This window comes from Nocardia lasii, assembly GCF_042658545.1.
Lineage (GTDB): Bacteria > Actinomycetota > Actinomycetes > Mycobacteriales > Mycobacteriaceae > Nocardia > Nocardia lasii.
On the sequence record NZ_JBHSQN010000015.1, the window covers coordinates 64,294 to 82,253 of the forward strand.

General features: G+C 68.5%; 20 protein-coding genes. 8 read left to right on the top strand and 12 right to left on the bottom strand.

What is annotated here, in order from left to right; genetic code table 11:
- From mtrB to ACFP3H_RS22400, 3 genes are all read right to left on the bottom strand, one after another.
- On the bottom strand, positions 1–1,650 hold a 1,650-nt coding region (gene mtrB / locus ACFP3H_RS22390), incomplete at its 3' end, for an MtrAB system histidine kinase MtrB (protein WP_378609558.1).
- A gap of 70 nt (positions 1,651–1,720) precedes the next feature.
- Positions 1,721–2,398 carry an MtrAB system response regulator MtrA gene (gene mtrA, locus ACFP3H_RS22395; RefSeq protein WP_056813049.1) on the bottom strand — a complete coding sequence of 226 codons (678 nt, stop codon included), beginning with the start codon at positions 2,396–2,398 and terminating at the stop codon, positions 1,721–1,723.
- 77 nt (positions 2,399–2,475) lie between these two features.
- Entirely contained in the window at positions 2,476–3,123 is a 648-nt protein-coding gene (locus ACFP3H_RS22400) for a dTMP kinase (RefSeq protein ID WP_378608951.1), read from the bottom strand.
- Positions 3,124–3,275: 152 nt separating this feature from the next.
- Between ACFP3H_RS22400 and ACFP3H_RS22405 the strand changes: the two genes are divergently transcribed.
- Both ACFP3H_RS22405 and ACFP3H_RS22410 read left to right on the top strand, forming a co-directional pair.
- On the top strand, positions 3,276–3,524 hold the full coding sequence (locus ACFP3H_RS22405) for a hypothetical protein (RefSeq protein WP_378608953.1): 249 nt from the start codon (positions 3,276–3,278) through the stop codon (positions 3,522–3,524).
- Positions 3,525–3,570: 46 nt separating this feature from the next.
- Positions 3,571–3,822 (top strand): hypothetical protein, encoded by a 252-nt coding sequence (locus tag ACFP3H_RS22410; RefSeq protein ID WP_378608954.1) that lies wholly within the window; start codon positions 3,571–3,573, stop codon positions 3,820–3,822.
- 62 nt (positions 3,823–3,884) lie between these two features.
- On the opposite strand, the gene ahcY is transcribed toward ACFP3H_RS22410, so the two are convergent.
- The 9 genes from ahcY to cofD form a co-directional block, all read right to left on the bottom strand.
- A complete protein-coding gene (gene ahcY / locus ACFP3H_RS22415; RefSeq protein WP_378608956.1) occupies positions 3,885–5,369 on the bottom strand; it encodes an adenosylhomocysteinase in 1,485 nt (494 codons plus the stop codon).
- Between the two features lie 58 nt (positions 5,370–5,427).
- Complete coding sequence (locus tag ACFP3H_RS22420) at positions 5,428–6,585, bottom strand: alkane 1-monooxygenase (RefSeq protein ID WP_378608957.1); 1,158 nt, start codon at positions 6,583–6,585, stop codon at positions 5,428–5,430.
- Positions 6,586–6,716: 131 nt separating this feature from the next.
- Complete coding sequence (locus ACFP3H_RS22425; RefSeq protein ID WP_378608959.1) at positions 6,717–7,364, bottom strand: TetR/AcrR family transcriptional regulator; 648 nt, start codon at positions 7,362–7,364, stop codon at positions 6,717–6,719.
- A complete protein-coding gene (locus ACFP3H_RS22430) occupies positions 7,361–7,543 on the bottom strand; it encodes a rubredoxin (RefSeq protein WP_378608960.1) in 183 nt (60 codons plus the stop codon). The genes ACFP3H_RS22425 and ACFP3H_RS22430 overlap by 4 nt, the downstream gene beginning before the upstream one ends.
- Positions 7,540–7,713: a rubredoxin gene (locus tag ACFP3H_RS22435; RefSeq protein WP_378608962.1), complete on the bottom strand. Its 174-nt coding sequence runs from the start codon at positions 7,711–7,713 to the stop codon at positions 7,540–7,542. The genes ACFP3H_RS22430 and ACFP3H_RS22435 overlap by 4 nt, the downstream gene beginning before the upstream one ends.
- Positions 7,710–8,945: an alkane 1-monooxygenase gene (locus ACFP3H_RS22440; protein ID WP_378608964.1), complete on the bottom strand. Its 1,236-nt coding sequence runs from the start codon at positions 8,943–8,945 to the stop codon at positions 7,710–7,712. Before ACFP3H_RS22440 ends, ACFP3H_RS22435 begins: the two co-directional genes overlap by 4 nt.
- A 198-nt stretch (positions 8,946–9,143) precedes the next feature.
- Positions 9,144–9,677 carry an NUDIX hydrolase gene (locus ACFP3H_RS22445; protein WP_378608965.1) on the bottom strand — a complete coding sequence of 178 codons (534 nt, stop codon included), beginning with the start codon at positions 9,675–9,677 and terminating at the stop codon, positions 9,144–9,146.
- A gap of 19 nt (positions 9,678–9,696) precedes the next feature.
- Entirely contained in the window at positions 9,697–11,085 is a 1,389-nt protein-coding gene (locus ACFP3H_RS22450) for a coenzyme F420-0:L-glutamate ligase (RefSeq protein ID WP_378608967.1), read from the bottom strand.
- Positions 11,082–12,050 (bottom strand): 2-phospho-L-lactate transferase, encoded by a 969-nt coding sequence (cofD, locus tag ACFP3H_RS22455; protein WP_378609560.1) that lies wholly within the window; start codon positions 12,048–12,050, stop codon positions 11,082–11,084. Before cofD ends, ACFP3H_RS22450 begins: the two co-directional genes overlap by 4 nt.
- Before the next feature lie 596 nt (positions 12,051–12,646).
- Here cofD and ACFP3H_RS22460 point away from each other — a divergent pair.
- The 6 genes from ACFP3H_RS22460 to manA all read left to right on the top strand — a co-directional run bounded on the left by ACFP3H_RS22460 (position 12,647) and on the right by manA (position 17,941).
- Positions 12,647–12,880, top strand: coding sequence for a WhiB family transcriptional regulator (locus ACFP3H_RS22460; RefSeq protein ID WP_133733920.1), 234 nt, complete (start codon positions 12,647–12,649; stop codon positions 12,878–12,880).
- A gap of 120 nt (positions 12,881–13,000) precedes the next feature.
- Positions 13,001–13,483 carry a metallopeptidase family protein gene (locus tag ACFP3H_RS22465; RefSeq protein WP_378608968.1) on the top strand — a complete coding sequence of 161 codons (483 nt, stop codon included), beginning with the start codon at positions 13,001–13,003 and terminating at the stop codon, positions 13,481–13,483.
- A 93-nt stretch (positions 13,484–13,576) separates the two neighbouring features.
- On the top strand, positions 13,577–13,957 hold the full coding sequence (locus ACFP3H_RS22470) for a DUF3499 domain-containing protein (protein ID WP_378609561.1): 381 nt from the start codon (positions 13,577–13,579) through the stop codon (positions 13,955–13,957).
- A gap of 54 nt (positions 13,958–14,011) precedes the next feature.
- On the top strand, positions 14,012–15,391 hold the full coding sequence (locus tag ACFP3H_RS22475; protein WP_378608970.1) for a phosphomannomutase/phosphoglucomutase: 1,380 nt from the start codon (positions 14,012–14,014) through the stop codon (positions 15,389–15,391).
- A 109-nt stretch (positions 15,392–15,500) separates the two neighbouring features.
- Positions 15,501–16,721 carry a tobH protein gene (locus ACFP3H_RS22480; RefSeq protein WP_378608971.1) on the top strand — a complete coding sequence of 407 codons (1,221 nt, stop codon included), beginning with the start codon at positions 15,501–15,503 and terminating at the stop codon, positions 16,719–16,721.
- Positions 16,721–17,941 carry a mannose-6-phosphate isomerase, class I gene (gene manA / locus ACFP3H_RS22485; RefSeq protein ID WP_378608972.1) on the top strand — a complete coding sequence of 407 codons (1,221 nt, stop codon included), beginning with the start codon at positions 16,721–16,723 and terminating at the stop codon, positions 17,939–17,941. Before ACFP3H_RS22480 ends, manA begins: the two co-directional genes overlap by 1 nt.
- The last annotated feature ends 19 nt before the right edge of the window (positions 17,942–17,960 follow it).

Below are 17,960 nucleotides of genomic sequence, written 5' to 3' on the forward strand. Positions count from 1 at the left end.
TGGCTCGGGCTCGGATTCGCCGCTCGGCTCGCTCGGCTCGGACTCGGGTTCGGCGGGCTCGAGGGATTCGGCCTCGGGCAGTGCGGGAACCTTGCGCAACATCGGTTCCAACGCCAGCGGGCTCTGGCCCAGCTTGCGTCCGCGCACCATGGGCAGCAGCAGCCGGAAACTCGCGCCGACGCCCGGATCGCCCCAGGCCTCCAGCCTGCCCTCGTGCAGATTCGCGTCCTCGACACTGATCGACAGGCCGAGGCCGGTGCCGCCGGAGCGACGCACCCGCGACGGGTCCGAACGCCAGAATCGGTTGAAGACCAGCTTCTCCTCGCCGGGCCGCAGCCCCACACCCTGATCGCGCACCACCGTCGCGACGGCGTTGGTCTCGGCGTCGCCGCGCATGCGGATCAGCACCGGCTTGCCCTCGGAATGGTCGATGGCGTTGGCGAGCAGGTTGCGCAGCACGCGTTCGACGCGGCGCGGGTCGACCTCGGCGATCACCGGCTCGTCGGGCAGATCGATCACCACCTCGACCTCGGCGTCGCGGGCCAGGTGGCGCACCGTGGAGATCGCGGCGCGCGCGCACATGCGCACGTCCAGCGATTCGACCTGCAGTTCGGCCACACCCGCGTCGTGGCGCGAGATCTCGAGCAGGTCGTTGAGCAGGCCCTCGAAACGGTCGAGTTCGTTGACCAGCAGCTCGGAGCTGCGGGCCAGCGCGGGGTCGAGTTCGTCGCTGGAGCCGTGGATGAGGTCGGCGGCCATGCGCACCGTGGTGAGCGGGGTGCGCAGTTCGTGGCTGACATCGGAGGTGAATCGGCGTTGCAGATTGCCGAATTCCTCGAGCTGGGTGATCTGGTTCGACAGGCTCTCGGCCATCTCGTTGAACGCCTGTGCGAGCCGGGCCATGTCGTCCTCGCCGCGCACCAGCATGCGTTCCTTGAGGCGGCCGTCGGCGAATCGGCCCGCGATCCGTGCCGCCGACCGAATCGGCAGCACCACCTGCCTGGTGACCAGGGCGGTGATCGCGGCGAGCAGCACCAGCAGCACCACGCCACCGATGAACATCGTGCCGCGCATCAGCGACAGGCTCGACTCCTCGCTGGCCAGCGGGAAGATCAGATAGATCTCGAGGGTCGCGACCTCCGAGCTCGGCGAGCCGATCACCAGCGCGCGGCCGCGGTAGCCCTCGGCGTCGGCGACGGTGGTGAACTGGTAGGACACCTGGTTGCGCTGGACGAATCGGCGCAGCTCGAGCGGCACCTCGGTGATCGGGCCCGCGGTGATCTCCTGCGTCGGAGTGCCGCCGACCATCGCCAAAGCCGCGTTGAAACTGCCCGCGGCGCCGCTGGACTGCCCGGTGCCGCCGCGATTGGACAGCGCACCGCGCGCGTCCTCGAGATTGCGCTTCTGGCTGTTGCCGGTCTGGATACCGGCCAGCTCCGTCTCGATCGTGTTGCGCGCGCGATCCATCTCCTCGACCGCCGCGTTGATCTTGGCTTCGAGGAGTCGGTCGGTGATCTGACCGGTCAGCACGACCCCGAGGATCGTGATCACGATGAGCGACAGGGTCAGTGTCGAGACGATGACTCGCAGCTGCAGCGATCGGCGCCACAGGTGACCGAGCGCAGTCCCGACGGCCTGGAACCAGGCCATGACCGGTGTCGCCCACCGCCGCAGCTGCGCCACTGGACCAGTGGTCACAGCGGCGCCCCGCAGTGATCGATCACGGCGGTCCGGCCTTGTAGCCGACACCGCGGACGGTGAGCACGATCTCCGGGTTCTCCGGATCCTTCTCGACCTTGGCGCGCAGACGCTGCACGTGCACGTTCACCAGACGGGTGTCGGCGGCGTGCCGGTAGCCCCACACCTGTTCGAGCAGGACCTCGCGGGTGAACACCTGACGCGGCTTGCGCGCCAGGGCGACCAGCAGGTCGAACTCGAGCGGGGTGAGCGAGATCTGGCCCGGACCGCGGGTCACCTTGTGCGCGGGCACGTCGATGACGATGTCGGCGATCGAGAGCAGCTCGGCGGGCTCGTCCTCGGTGCGGCGCAGGCGCGCGCGCACGCGGGCGACGAGTTCCTTCGGTTTGAAGGGTTTGACGATGTAGTCGTCGGCGCCGGACTCCAGGCCGAGAACCACATCGACCGTGTCGGTCTTGGCGGTGAGCATCACGATCGGAACGCCGGAATCGGCCCGCAGCACTCGACACACGTCGATGCCGTTCATGCCGGGCAGCATCAGGTCCAGCAGAACCAGGTCGGGGCGGATCTCCCGCACCGCCGACAGGGCCTGTGTGCCGTCGCCGACCACATGCGGGTCGAACCCTTCCCCGCGCAAGACGATGGTCAGCATCTCAGCGAGTGCCATATCGTCGTCGACGACCAGAATCTTGGGCTTCATAGTCCTATGTTGTCATCTCCCAGGCCAGGATCGGGCCGCCACGCCATTAATGGTGCGAACCCGTCGCGTATCCAACCTCATCCGGAAAAGATTTCCGAGCAGAGGGTCAGTAACGCGGGCCTATCGTCATCGGATCGGTATGTCCACCACCGGCCGTACCAGTCGCGGTCTGCCAGTTCACGATAGACCTCGCCGGTGCGCTGCTGCAGACCGCCGTCCCGTTCGTAGGCGTCGAGGGCGCGCGTGTCGTCGAGTTCGCCTCGGCGGCGGGCTCGTTCGGCCGCGACCTCGGTGGACACGTCGAGCAGGACGGTGAGGTCGGGGGCGGGCAGTGCGAGTCGGCCGAATTCCAGATCGCCCACCCACGAGACGATTTCGCCGTCGGCGTCCTGGTGGGCCCTGGCGGCGGAGTAGGCGGCGTTGGAGGCCACCCAGCGGTCCAGGATCACGATGTCGTTGCCGCCCAACAGGTCCGCCAGTTCGGCGCGGGCCGCGGCGCGGTCGAGGGCGAACATGATCGCCATGCCGTTGATCGACCCGGCCAGGTCGCCGTTGCCGCCGCGCAGGGCTTCGGCGGCGAGATCGGCGTGGATGGAATGGCCGTATTGCGGAAAGGCGAGGCTGTCGGCCCGCAGGCCCTTGCCGGACAATTCGGCGATCAGCCCGTCGATCAGCGTCCGTTTTCCGGCCCCGTCGAGTCCCTCGACCGCAATCAGTACGCCCATGCGGTGAGATTACCGCGCCCGTTCACGCGCCTATCACAGGTGGCACTTGCGGCGATTTCCCCGACTAGCACACCCTGTGTGAAGTGAGACCGTTTCATAAGCCCCGACTTTTCCGGTCTGGCACGAACACCGCCCCACGGACAGGGTGAACCATGCGCACACGCCTCCTGACCATCACCGCGGGCACGCTCGCGGCCGCCGCCCTGAGCTTCGGCAACGCCACCGCCGCCCCGGCCGCCCCCGGACCCGCACCTGTCGCTGACTCCGGCAGCGCGGCCCTGAGTTTCCTCGACGGAATTCTCCACGTGATCCGTTGCGGATCGTCGGCGACGTGCGGCAACTTCCCGTTCCCGTCCGATCCGACCACCACGGCCATCGCTGCCACACCCGCGGGCTGGTAGCTCGCACCGCTGGATCCTCGAACCCCTCGCGACAACTGGAGTCACCATGCAACTACGTACCCTGACGAGCTCGATCGCCCTGGTCGTCGCCGCGACCGCCCTCGGTATCGGACCCGCGGCGGCAGCACCGACGACCACACCGTCGGCAACGCCGATCCTGGCTCCCAGCGGCCCCTATCCGAAGACCGGCAGCTCCGCGATCGACTCCGTGTTCTTCGTGCTCAACACCCTCGCGTGTGGCGCGGTCTGCGAGGGTACGTGGCCGAACGAAACCCCGCTGTTCAGCGGCAGCGACTGACCCTGTCGACGACAGTGGGCCCGCCGACCGGATGGTCGACGGGCCCACTGTCTGTTCAGAACTCAGTAGCGGTAGTGCTCGGGCTTGTAGGGGCCCTCCACGTCCACGTTGATGTACTCGGCCTGGTCCTTGGTGAGCTTGGTCAGGGTTCCGCCGAGGGCTTCGACGTGGATCTTGGCGACCTTCTCGTCGAGGTGCTTGGGCAGGCGGTAGACCTCGTTGTCGTACTCTTCCGGCTTGGTCCACAGTTCGATCTGGGCGATGACCTGGTTGGAGAAGCTGTTGCTCATCACGAACGAGGGGTGGCCGGTGGCGTTGCCGAGGTTGAGCAGGCGGCCCTCGGACAGGACGATGATCGCCTTGCCCGAATCCTTGAAGGTCCACTCGTCGACCTGGGGCTTGATGTTGATCCGGGTCGCGCCCGAACGCTCCAGGGCGGCCATGTCGATCTCGTTGTCGAAGTGGCCGATGTTGCCCAGGATCGCGTGATCCTTCATCGCCTTCATGTGGTCGAGGGTGATGATGTCCTTGTTGCCGGTCGAGGTGATGACGATGTCGGCGTCGCCGATCGCCTGCTCGACGGTGACCACGTCGTAGCCGTCCATCAGCGCCTGCAGCGCGTTGATCGGGTCGATCTCGGTGACCTGCACGCGCGCGCCCTGGCCGGCCAGCGACTCCGCGCAGCCCTTGCCGACGTCGCCGTAGCCGGCGATGAGGACCTTCTTGCCGCCGATGAGCACGTCGGTGCCGCGGTTGATGCCGTCGATGAGCGAGTGGCGGGTGCCGTACTTGTTGTCGAACTTGGACTTGGTGACCGAGTCGTTGACGTTGATGGCCGGGAACACCAGCTCACCCGCGGCGGCGAACTGGTACAGCCGCAGCACGCCGGTGGTGGTCTCCTCGGTGACGCCCTTGACCGACTCGGCGATGGTGGACCACTTGGTGTTGTCGGTCGCGACGCTGGCGCGCAGCAGGTCGAGGAACACCTTGTACTCGGCGGAGTGGTCGTCGTCCTCGGGCGGGACCACACCGGCCTTCTCGAACTGGGCGCCGCGCAGCACGAGCATGGTCGCGTCGCCACCGTCGTCGAGGATCATGTTGGTCGGTTCACCCGGCCAGGTGAGCATCTGCTCGGCGGCCCACCAGTACTCCTCGAGGGTCTCGCCCTTCCAGGCGAACACGGGAGTGCCCGCGGGGGCCTCGACGGTGCCGTGCGGGCCGACCACGACGGCGGCGGCGGCGTGGTCCTGGGTGGAGAAGATGTTGCAGGAGGCCCAGCGCACCTGCGCGCCGAGGGCAACGAGGGTCTCGATCAGGACTGCGGTCTGCACCGTCATGTGCAGCGATCCGGAGATACGCGCGCCCTTCAGCGGCTGGACGTCGTGGAATTCACGACGCAGCGCCATCAGGCCCGGCATCTCGTGCTCGGCGAGGCGGATCTCCTTGCGGCCGAATTCGGCCAGCGAGAGGTCGGCCACTTTGTAGTCGATGCCGTTGCGGACGTCAGGGGTGAGCTCGGTACGCGCGGGGAGTTCTGAGGTCGTCACGCAGGTTAGGTTACCGCCTGGGACCGACGGAGTTCCCCGGCTTGTCCGTAGCCGCTGTTCAGGCCGCCGCGCGGTAGCGCGCCAGCAACCGCCGCTGCTTGCCCGGCGCCACATTGGCCAGGCTCAGGTCGCCGTCGTAGTGGGCGGCCACCTTGGGGTCCATCACCGCACGCCACAGCGGCGGCACGATGGCGAGCAGGATCATCGTGGCGTAGCCGGCGGGCAGCTGCGGCGCCTCCTCGGAGGTGCGCAGGGTCTGGTAGCGCCTGCCGGGGTTGGCGTGGTGGTCGCTGTGGCGCTGCAGGTGGAACAGGAAGATGTTGGTGACCAGGCGATCGGAGTTCCAGCTGTCGCGCGGGGAGCAGCGCTCGTAGCGGCCGTTGGGCTTGCGGGCGCGCAGCAGTCCGTAGTGCTCGACGTAGTTGACGGTCTCGAGCAGCGCGATGCCGATCAGGGCCTGGATGATCAGCCAGGGCAGGATGCTCGGGCCGAAGGCGAGCATCAGCCCGCCGAACAGCACTGCGGTCATCGCCCAGGCCTGCAGGATGTTGTTGCGCACGCTCCACCAGCGGCGACCCTGCCGGAACAGGCGCGCGCGCTCGAGCCGCTTGGCCGAGTGGAACCCGCCGATCACGCTGCGAGGCAGGAACGCCCACAGCGATTCGCCGAGGCGGGCGCTGGCCGGATCCTCGGGGGTGGCCACGCGGGCGTGGTGGCCGCGATTGTGCTCGACGAAGAAGTGGCCGTAGCCGGATTGGGCGAGCGCGACCTTGGACAGCAATTTCTCAGCGCGCTCCACCCGGTGGCCGAGTTCGTGGGCGGCGTTGATGCCGATGCCGCTGACGAAGCCGACCGTGGCGGCCAGGCCGAGCTTGTCGACGAGGTCGAGTTCGGGGCTGGTCCACATGAAGCAGGCCACGCCGAGGCTGATCAGCTGGATCGGCAGGAACAGGTAGGTGCACCAGCGGTAGTAGCGATCCGCGGACAGGGCCTCGTAGTCCTCGTCGCTGGGATTGTTGCCGTCCTCGCCGACGATCCAGTCCAGCAGGGGAATGGCGACCAGCACGATCACCGGGCCGATCCACCACAGGACTTCGGCTTTGGTCCAGTACACGAGTTGGGAGGGCAGCAGCGCGCACGCAGGGGCGATCAGCCCTAAAGCCCAGAGATACCGTTTGGGATCACGAAAACCCGCCGGTTTGCCAACCGTTTGCACACCCGCTCCGCTGTAAAAAGACCGATCGTCTACGGATGTGAATACTGACAGACCGTAGGCGTGTTACACAGCGGCAGATCACCAAACGTGGTGATGGTTACACCACAGCGATTCAGAGCTCGTGAGATCTCTCAGTGATCCGGCTCACCGTTGGTGGCGCGGATGCCTCGTACCTGCACAATTGCCTCGACATACGGCGCGAGCAGCGCGCTCATCTCCGCGGGGGCGTCGCGGTCGGGCACGGGCGGGTTGGGAATGTAGCTCAGCGCGATGCGGACCAGGGCGTGCGCGAGCACATCGGCCTCGGCCTCGGTGGCGTCGACCCAGCTGTGCACGAAGACCTCGGTCAGGCGCGCGGTGGCGTGTTCGAGCAGCGGGGCGGCGTCGAGGGTGATCAGGCGCAGCAGGTCCGGTTTCATCTCCCCGCTCAACAGCGAGCGGACCAGCGGGTCGCCCGCCGCCGAGAGGAAGAACTCGCTCATCCCGACCCGGATCGAGGCGCGGGCGTCGCCGACATTGGCGTCGAGCCCGACGCGCACGTGATCGACGAGGTCGTCGGCCAGACGCAGCGCGTAGGACTTGGCCAGACCGGCCCGCGAACCGAACTCGTTGTAGAGGGTCTGCCTGCTCACCCCGGCCCGCGACGCCACATCACCGAGCGTGACCTTGGACCAGTCACGCTCGGTGAGCAGTTCCCGCATCCCGTCCAGGACCGAGGTGCGCAGCAGTTCGCGCGCGGCCTCCTGATACGGGAGACGCGCGGAACCAGCGACACTCACGAACGTTCGATCTCGACCATGAAGAAGTCGGACTTGCGCGCTCCGCAGTCCGGGCAGGTCCAGTCGTCGGGGATGTCGTCCCAGCGGGTGCCGGGGGCGATGCCGTCGTCGGGCCAGCCCTCGGCCTCGTCGTACTCGAACCCGCACTGGATGCACTGGAAGAGCTTGTACTCGGTCACTGCGACACTCCTACCGCCTCGAAGTCGATCTTCTCCCGCACCCCACAATCCGGACAGCACCAGTCGTCGGGAACGGCAGCCCATAGTGTGCCAGGCGGAAATCCCTCGCGCGGCACACCTTTGGCTTCGTCGTAGACGAATTCACAGACCGGACACCGGTAGACACTCACGACTGCTCCTCCGTTGCGTACTTCGCCAGCACCTGCTCTCGACGCCTGGGTTGGATATTGGCCAGGGTCACGTCACCGTCGTAGTGCGCGAGCACCCGCTTGTCCATCACCTTGCGCCACAGCGGCGGGAAGTAGGCCAGCAGGATGAGGCTGGCGTACCCGCTGGGCAGGTTCGGCGCGCCGTCCCAACTGCGCAGGGTCTGGTAGCGCCGGGTCGGGTAGGCGTGATGGTCACTGTGACGCTGCAGGTGGTAGAGGAAGATATTGGTGACGATGTGGTCGCTGTTCCAGCTGTGGGTCGGGGCGGGCCGTTCGAAGCGTCCGCTCGCGGTCTTCTGCCGGACCAGCCCGTAGTGCTCGAGGTAGTTGACCGATTCGAGCAGGCTGAATCCGATGACGGCCTGCAGGATCAGATACGGCAGCACCTGCACGCCGAAGAAGGCGATCAGCCCCAGCCACAGCACCACCGACATCGCCCACGCGTTGAGCACGTCGTTGCGCAAGCTCCACGGGCCCTTGTCGAGCCTGCCCAGCCGTTCCTTCTCGAGGTGTAGCGCCGAGGTGAGGCTGCCCCACACCGTGCGCGGCCAGAAGGCCCAGAAGGATTCGCCCAGGCGCGAGCTGGCCGGGTCCTCGGGGGTGGCCACGCGCACGTGGTGGCCGCGGTTGTGCTCGATGTAGAAGTGGCCGTAGAACGACTGGGCCAGCGCGATGCGGGCCAGCCAGCGCTCGAGTTCGACCTTCTTGTGGCCGAGTTCGTGCGCGGTGTTGATGCCGATGCCGCCGATCATGCCGACGCTGATCGCGATGCCGATCTTGTCGACCACGTTGGCCCCGCCGGGGAAGCCGAGCCAGTGCAGGTTGGGCGCGGTGATGATGTAGCAGGCGAAGATCAGCGAGGCGTACTGGAACGGCAGGTACAGGTAGGTGAGGTAGCGGTAGTACTTGTCGTTCTCCAGGTACTCCATGACCTCGTCGGGCGGGTTGTCGCCGTCGGGGCCGAAGAAGAGGTCGGCCAGCGGGATCACGAGGTAGATCAGGATCGGGCCGAGCCAGAACGGGACCTCGGCCAGGCGGTGCCAGCCGAAGTGATTGAGGACCCACATCATGGGGATCGCGATCGTGAACAGGCCGGTCGGGGCGAACAGGCCCCACAGCCACAGGTATCTCTTGGAATCTCGCCACTGCGGCGGGGCCACCCGCTGCTCGGACGCGTTGGCATCGGTCGACATCATCGTCTCCATCCGGTGGCACATCTCACAGCTGTGATGTGCGTAACTCTCTGTCACAGACGATATGCCCGGAATTGTTCGATGTCTAGACAAATTCCTCGATTTGTAAAGCTGAGACCCTGTCAAGGCACGACGACGGCCGTGTCCGAGCTGGACACGGCCGTCGTCGTGACAGGTCAGAGACCTTTTCAGGGGCCTTTACTTCTGCCCTCTGACCGGGATCAGCACATCGGTGCCCGGTGGTAGCCCGGCCAGGGGCCACCAGCGCAGATCCGTCGATTCGGCGCTGCGCACCGGCACCGCGCCCGGCGGTGCGATGACCTCGAACAGCAGGTCCAGATGCCGGGTGGGCACCCCGAGCGAGCAGGTGATCGGGTGCGCCTGCGCGCCGAGTAGACCGGGTGTGATCAGCAGGTCGGGGATCCCCGATTCCTCCACCGCCTCGCGCAGGGCCGCGTCGCGCACGGTCTCGTCGCCCGGTTCGCAGTGCCCGCCGAGTTGGATCCAGCGACCGACGCGCGGGTGCAGGGTGAGCAGGATGTCGCGGCGGTCGTGCGACAACACGATGGCCGAGGCGGTGATGTGCCCGGCGACGTTCTCGCGCAGACACCCGCGCGGCGCCGAGCCGAGGAAGGCCAGAAACGCTTCGCGCAGTGAGTGATCCGGGCCGGTGGCCGGCTTCCACTCGGTCAGCGACTCCGTGGCCGAGGCGTGCAGCGACTCCGCGCTCATCGGCGCGGCTCCCTCGGGCTCACAGCTCCACCAATCCCGCGCCGGGCGCGCCGAGCACGCGCGGCTGCGGTTGTTCGAGGGGTTCGCCGATGGCGATGGCGCCCAACGGCATCCAGTCCTCGTCGAGTTCGAGGATCTCGCGCACGATCTCCGGGGCGAAGATCGTCGACCCGATCCAACAGCTGCCGAGACCGTCGGCGGCCAGCGCGACCAGCAGACCCTGCACCGCCGCGCCGACGGCCACGGTGAACATCGTCTGCTCGGCGGCGCGCCGGCGCGCGTCGGGATAGTTGTGGGCGCCGTCGGGCACGCAGAACGGGATGATCACCTCGGGGGCGTCGAACAGGATGCGCCCGCGCGCGATGCGGCGCGCCACCCGATCGGGGTCGAGTCCGTCGGCGGTGAGGTCGGCGCGCCACTTCTCGGTCATCGCCGCGAGCAGTCGCGCGCGCACCTCGGGCGTGCGCACCCAGACGAAGCGCACCGGGCGGGTGTGGTGCGGGGCGGGCGCGGTGAGTCCGACCGCCACCGCCGCGCGCACGCGTGCGGGGTCCACCGGTGTGTCGGCGAACGCGCGCACCGAACGACGCAGCGGCACAGCCTCTTTGCGGCCCTGTTCGATGGCCTCGGCGGTGCCGAGCCAGAACAGGTCGTCGACGCCGCCGCGCAGCAGGGCCGCCGCGGTGGAGCCGTCGTCGTCGGTGCGCAGTCCGCGCACCACCGCGACGGGCACCCCGCCCAGCTTGCCCTTGACCAGATCGGCGGCCGCGGCGAGTTCGTCGGCGACGGCGACCTGGGTGACGTGCAGTTCGTTGCCCTGGCCGTCGATCGCGCCGTCGTAGTCGTGCAGCACCCGGATCCCGGCCGCGCCGATGGCCGCGTCGATCTGGCCGTTGCGCCAGGCCCGGCCCATCGTGTCGGTGATGACCACGCCCACCTCGACGCCGAGGCGCTGGGCGAGCGCGGCGCGCAGGGCTTTCGCGCTGGCGTCGGGATCGGTGGGCAGCAGCACCAATTCGCCCTCGGCCACGTTCGAGCCGTCGACGCCGGAGGCCGCCTGCACGATGCCGAGGCGGTTCTCGGTGATCAGCGTGCGGCCCTTGCGCGCGAGCACCCGCACGGCTTCGCTGTCGACGAGCTTGCGCCGGGCGGTGTCGCGTTCCTCGGGGTCGGTCGGCGCGGCGACGATGCGGCCCTCGACCTTGGACACGATCTTGGAGGTGACCACGAGGATGTCACCGTCGGCCAACCAGGGCGCCTGTGCCGCAAGGTGTTCGGCGAGGTCGTCGCCGGGGCGGAATTCCGGCAGTCCGGTCACCGGCAGGATCCGCAGCTCCTCGGCCGCGTGATCGCCGAGCACGGCACTGCCGTCGGGCCTGCTCGCGTCGGCCAGGTCCTGCGCGCTCATGCCTTCACACCCGCCAACTCGAGTGCGGCGCGGGCCATTTCAGCGGTCGCGTCCGGGTCGGTCATCAGCAGCGGCACGCTGCGCACCTCGACGCCGGGCACCTCGGCGGTATCGGTGGAGTGCACCAGCCAACCGTCGAGGATGCCGGTGGCCGAGCGGGCGCCGTAGTGGCGGCCGATCGCCTCGGCGGTGGATTCCACGCCGATCGCGGAGAGGCATTCATCGGCCATGCCGCGCAACGGTTTTCCGTCGATCACCGGCGAGAGGCCGATCACCTTGGCTTCGCTGGTGCGCAACGCGCCGCGAATTCCGGGCACTGCGAGGATCGCGCCGATGCTCACCACGGGGTTGGAGGGGGCCAGTAACACCGCGTCGGCGGCCTCTATGATTTCGGTCACATTCGGTGCCGGAGAGGCTTGTTCGGCGCCGATGGAGGCAAATCCGTGGGTCGGCAGCGCCGCGCGGTACCGCACCCACCATTCCTGGAAGTGGATCGCGCGACGTTCGCCAGGATTGTCGGGATCGCTGACCACGACGTGGGTTTCGCAGCGATCGTCGGTAGCCGGGATCAGGCGCACGCCCGGCTGCCACCGATTGCACAGCGCTTCGGTGACCGCCGAGAGCGGGTAGCCGGCGCGCAGCATTTCGGTGCGGATGAGATGGGTGGCGATATCGCGATCGCCCAGCCCGAACCAATCGGGTTGGGCGTTGTATTTCGCCAGCTCCTCTTTGGCGTGCCAGGTCTCGTTCGCGTGGCCCCAACCCCGCTCGGGGTCGATGCCGCCGCCGAGGGTGTACATGCAGGTGTCGAGGTCGGGACAGATGCGAAGGCCGTGCATCCAGACGTCGTCGCCGACGTTGACGATGGCGTCGATCTGCGCGTCGGGCAGCAGCTGCCGGACGCCCTGGAGGAACCGGGCGCCGCCGACGCCGCCGACGAGAACGGCGATCCTCGGCTCGCGCACCGTGTCGTTGGCAGTCGCGGGGTCGGGTTGTGCAGTCACGGTGACACAGCCTAATGAGCGCGCACGCGGGCGCGGTCCGCAGACTGCGCGTAGCCGTGACCCCACGGCGACGGGGATGTTTGCCGAACGGTTTCGTGGCAATTCACAACCAAGTTGCTGACAATTTGCCACAGCACATAACAAGATCAACACGAAAGGCGGGTCCGGAGTGTAACGGAAGGGTGACGGCGGGTTGACCACGCGCAAGTGCGGCGTGTCTAATCACAGACATGTCATTCCGGTCACCGCGTGAAGGCATGACGCGGGGGCGTTTGCGAGAAGTTTCAACTCGCCGGAAGGCAGGCTCGGGGAAGCCCGCGAGACTACGTCGCGGTGTTGGGCCGTCGGGGTGGAATCTCTGATCCGACGGAAAAGATTCATTCTGCGCTAACACATAGTGAGGAGGCGGAACGATGACCGAAGATCTGGTCTCGCCGACCGATTCCACAGCAGGCGCAGCTCACGCTGTCTGCGCTGAACTGAGCTGGCAGGAACCGGACGTGGTAAGCGAAGTCGCGGCTCCCCGGCTGAGTCTGGTCGTTACGGGCTTCGATGAAATGTTCGAGTCGATCGAAGAGCAGTGGCAGGAACGTGCCCTCTGCGCGCAGACCGACCCCGAGGCGTTCTTCCCCGAGAAGGGCGGCTCGACACGTGAGGCCAAACGCATCTGCTTGGGCTGTGAAGTACGTGACCAGTGCCTGGAATACGCACTGGCACATGATGAACGCTTCGGTATCTGGGGCGGTCTCTCGGAACGAGAGCGTCGCAGGCTCAAGCGCGGAATCGGTTAAGTGACTGTTCGAAAGTAGACTCTCTCCAGGCCTGGCCCGGAGCCACGCAGGCGCAGTACGTCGGTGTCTCCGGGCGAACGCCCTGATCACACTGGTGCAGGCGAGAGAGGTGCAAGACCCATGGCACGTTCCCGGCGTCATTCTCCGGCACCCACCGCGCGTTCGGTGACCCGCCGCGGCCGCGGTGTCCGCGGCCCCATGCTCCCGCCGACGGTTCCCGCGTGGCGGACCAGGGGGCAGAAATTCGATCGGCTCGTGCTCGAGGCATTCGCTCCGCTGGACACCCGTTGGCACGATCGGCTCACCAAGCTCGATATCGCCGTCGACGATGTCCCGAAAATCCGTCCGCTGCATCCTGATTCGGTCACCTGGCCGGATGAGGTGGTCGCCGACGGGCCCGTCCCGCTCTCGCGGCTCATCCCGGCCGGGGTCGACCGGCACGGTGCGGCCACCCGCGCCAGGGTGGTGCTGTTCCGTAAGCCGTTGGAATTGCGGGCCGGTGATCCCGACGATCTGGTCGAGTTGTTACGCGAGGTACTCGTCCAGCAGATCGCCACCTACCTCGGCGTCGACCCGGATCTGATCGATCCCGAGCCCGAGTAGGCGGGCACCGCGGGGCGGGCGAGTGTGTCCGCTCAGGGCGTGTCCGTCTCCACTTTCGGTGCGCGGCGGGCTAATCTCGACGTCGTGATCCCCATGCGTCGTTGCTGCCGACCCGGCTGCAAGAACCCGGCTGTAGCGACGCTGACGTATGTGTACTCCGATTCCACCGCCGTCGTCGGTCCGCTGGCCACCGTCGCCGAACCGCACTCCTGGGATCTGTGCGAAACGCACGCCTGCCGGATCACCGCTCCCAAGGGCTGGGAACTCGTCCGCCACGAAGGCGGTTTCTCGTCGTCCAGTCCCGACGACGACGATCTGACCGCGCTGGCCGAAGCCGTCCGCGAGGCCGGCCTGCGCCGTCGCCCGCCCGCCGCCGAGGCCGACCAACCGGGCCACCGCGACAACGCCCCCGCCGCCCCGCGCACCGCGCGCACCGGCCGCCGCGGGCACCTGCGCGTGCTGCCCGATCCGTAGGCGAGCCCGGCCAGGATCCCGAAGTGTCGACCGAGCCCGCTAGGGTTAGCGACCATGACGACTCTCGCGCGCTCTGGCGAACTCGTGAACGCCGTGATCAAGGCTTATGACGTCCGCGGGGTGGTGGGCGAACAGATCGACGAGGCGTTCGTCGGCGACGTCGGCGCGTCCTTCGCCCGGCTGATGCGCGCCGAGGGCGCCACCCGCGTGGTGATCGGCCACGATATGCGTGAGTCCTCCCCCGCTCTCTCGCGCGCGTTCGCCGAGGGCGTGCGGGCCCAGGGCCTCGATGTGGTGCACATCGGCCTGGCCTCCACCGATCAGCTCTATTTCGCCTCGGGCAAGCTCGGCTGTCCCGGCGCCATGTTCACCGCCAGTCACAACCCGGCCAAGTACAACGGCATCAAGCTGTGTCGGGCCAACGCGCTGCCCGTCGGCCAGGACACCGGCCTGGCGACCATCGCGAACGAGGTCATCGAGGGCGTCCCCGGCTTCGACGGCACGCCCGGCACCGCCACCACCACCGATCTGCTCGCCGACTACGCGACCTACCTGCGCGAACTGGTGAACCTCGAGCAGATCCGCCCGCTGACCATCGCGGTCGACGCGGGCAACGGCATGGGCGGCCACACCGTGCCCGCCGTGCTCGGCACCCTCGGCCCGATCACGATCGTGCCGCTGTACTTCGAACTCGACGGCTCGTTCCCCAACCACGAGGCCAACCCGCTCGACCCGAAGAACCTGGTCGACCTGCAGGCGCTGGTGCGCTCCAGCGGCGCCGATATCGGCCTGGCCTTCGACGGCGACGCCGACCGCTGCTTCGTGGTCGACGAGCGCGGCGAACCGGTCTCGCCCTCGGCGATCACCGCCATCGTGGCCCAGCGCGAGCTGGCCAAGGAGCCCGGCGCCACCGTGATCCACAACCTGATCACCTCGCGCGCGGTGCCCGAGCTGGTCGAGGAACTGGGCGGCAAGCCGGTGCGCACGCGCGTGGGTCACTCGTTCATCAAGCAGGAGATGGCCTCGACCGGCGCGGTGTTCGGCGGCGAGCACTCGGCGCACTACTACTTCCGCGATTTCTGGGGTGCCGACTCGGGCATGCTGGCCGCGCTGCACGTCCTGGCCGCGCTCGGCGAGGGCGATCGTCCGGTCTCGGACCTGATGGCCGCCTACGACGTCTACGCCGCCTCGGGCGAGATCAACTCGACCGTGGCCGACGCCGCCGATCGCACCGCCGCGGTGCTGGCCGCGTTCGCCGACCGCACGGTGTCGGTGGACCGGATGGACGGCGTCACCGTCGACCTGGGCGAGCACGCCTGGTTCAACCTGCGCGCGTCGAATACCGAACCGCTGCTTCGCCTCAACGTCGAAGCCGGATCGCGCGAGGATGTCAACACACTCGTGACCGAGATCCTGAGCATCGTCCGCGCCTGACTGGGAAGATGAAACCAGTACCAGTGTCGGATCACGAGCATTGCCGGTGCCCGGCTGGAATAGTGGAGTCACAGACGACACAGCGCGATGAGGGGAGGTGGGTTCGGCGATGATCGCTGGAACACCGGTATTCGACCTCGACGATGCCGAGTCGCTGGAAGCCGCCGACACCGGTGGTGCCCTGCGTTCGGCGGCCTCGGGCGGCGCCCAGGTGCGCGCCACGGCCGCGGCCGTCGCCGAGACCTCCCTACTCGAACGTCTGGCCGATCTGCGCCCGCGCAGCCTCGTGTTGGTCTCGGGTTCGGGTCGGGCCGCGCGCGCGGCCGGGCTGCTCGTGGCCACCCTCGGCGACCGCGCCGGGCTGCCGATCGTGCCCGTCACCGCGCTGCCGCCCTGGGTCGGCCCGCTGGACGTGGTGCTGGTGGCCGGTGACGACGCGGGCGATCCGCGCCTGATCGAAGCCGTCGACCGGGCCATCCGGCGCAGTGCCGAGGTGATCGTCGCCGCGCCCAACGAGGGTCCGCTGCGGGCCGTGGCCGCCGGGCGCGCGATCGTGCTCGAACCGCGCGTGCCCGTGCTCGACCACAACCGGCTGCTGCGGTTCCTCGCGGTCGGCATCGCGGTGCTGCGCGGGGTCGACGCCCAGCGCAGCGGCCCCGCCACCCCCGATCTGACCGCGCTGGCCGACATGCTCGACGCCGAGGCGCTGCGCGACGGCCCGCTCAACGAGGTCTTCCACAATCCGGCCAAGACGCTGGCCGCCCGCATGCAGGGCGTCGGCGTGGTGTTGGCGGGCGACTCGCCCGCCGCGGTCGAGCTGGCCGGGCACGGCACCGAGGTGCTGTTGCAGTCCGCGGGCAGGCTGGCCTCGGCCGCCGATCTGGCCGACGCCGTCGCCTCGATGGGTCGGCTCACCGAGGCCGCGGGCGGCGCCGCGCCCGGCTTCGACCCGCTGTTCCACGACGAGGAACTCGACGGCCCGGCCCCGGTGGACCGGGTGCGGGTGCTGGCCTTGAGCGTGCATCCCGATCAGGCCGCGGCCCGACGCAAACTGGCGGTGTTCGACGGTGCCGGCGCCGGCCTGATCGACGCCGATCTGGTGCACGCCGATGTCGACGTGCTGCAATCGCAGCTCGCCGATCCGGGCGCCGCGCCGAGCATCGAACGCACCGCCGCCGAGTCCGCCGCAGGGGGCGGGCACGGCAGCGAACTCGAGCAGCTGGCCGTGCTCGCGCTGCGCCTGGACATGGCCGCGGCCTACCTCCGTCTCCTCGGCGCGCGCGGAGGCGCCGCCCCGGAGCCGGATCGATACGACGGGGGACGCTACTAGTGCAGGTACTCGTTGGTGCGCTGCGTTCTTACGCATGGGGGTCGCGCACCGCGCTCGCTCAGCTGTGCGGCAGACCGGTGCCCTCGGCCCATCCCGAGGCCGAATTGTGGTTCGGCGCGCACCCGGCCGATCCCGCGCACGTGCTGGAGGCGGGGTCCGCTCGGTCGCTGCTCGAGGTGCTCACCGCCGACCCGGTCGGTGAATTGGGCGCGGTGGCCGACACTTTCGGCACGCGGCTGCCGTTCCTGCTGAAGATCCTCGCCGCCGAGGAACCGCTCTCGCTACAGGCCCACCCGAGTTCGGCACAGGCCAAGGCCGGTTTCGAGCGGGAGAACCGCACCGGGGTGGCGTTGGACTCGCCGCTGCGCAACTACCGCGACGACAGCCACAAGCCCGAACTCGTGGTGGCGCTGGAACGTTTCGAGGCACTGGCGGGGTTCCGCGATCCGCAGCGCACCGTCGAGATGTTGCGCGCGCTCGACGTGCCCGGCCTCAACGTGTACGCCGAACTGCTTGCCGCCCAGCCAGATTCGGCCGGGCTGCGCACCCTGTTCACCACCTGGATCACGCTGCCCCCGGCCGCGCTGTCGAAGCTGCTGCCCACGGTGCTCGAAGGGTGCGTGCGGTACCTGTCGGGCAAGGGCGCGCGCGAGTTCACCGCCGAGGTGCGCACCGCGCTCGAACTGGCCGAGGTCTACCCCGGCGACGCGGGCGTGCTCGCCGCGCTGCTGCTCAACCGGTTGACCCTCGAACCCGGTCAGGCGCTGTTCCTGGCGGCCGGGAATCTGCACGCCTACCTGCACGGGGTCGGGGTGGAGATCATGGCCAACTCCGACAACGTGTTGCGCGGTGGCCTGACCCCCAAGCACGTCGACGTGCCCGAACTGCTGCGGGTGCTCGACTTCGAACCGATCGACCTGCCGGTGGTCGAGCCCGAACCCGGCGCCGACGGGGCGGTCCGATACCGCACGCCCGCACCGGAATTCGCGCTGTGCCGGTTCGATCTCGGCCTCGACGACGAGCCGGTGGTGCTCGCCGACGCGGGTCCGGGGATCGTGCTGTGCACCGCGGGCGCGGTGGAACTGACCGAGAACGGGCGCACCCTGGTCGTCGAACGGGGCAGCGCGGCCTGGATCTCGGCCACCGACACCGACATCAAAGCCCGCGCGATCCGCGGGCCCGCCCAGCTCTTCAGCGCCTGCGTCGGCGACGGGAACTGACGCCGCGCCGCGTATTTCG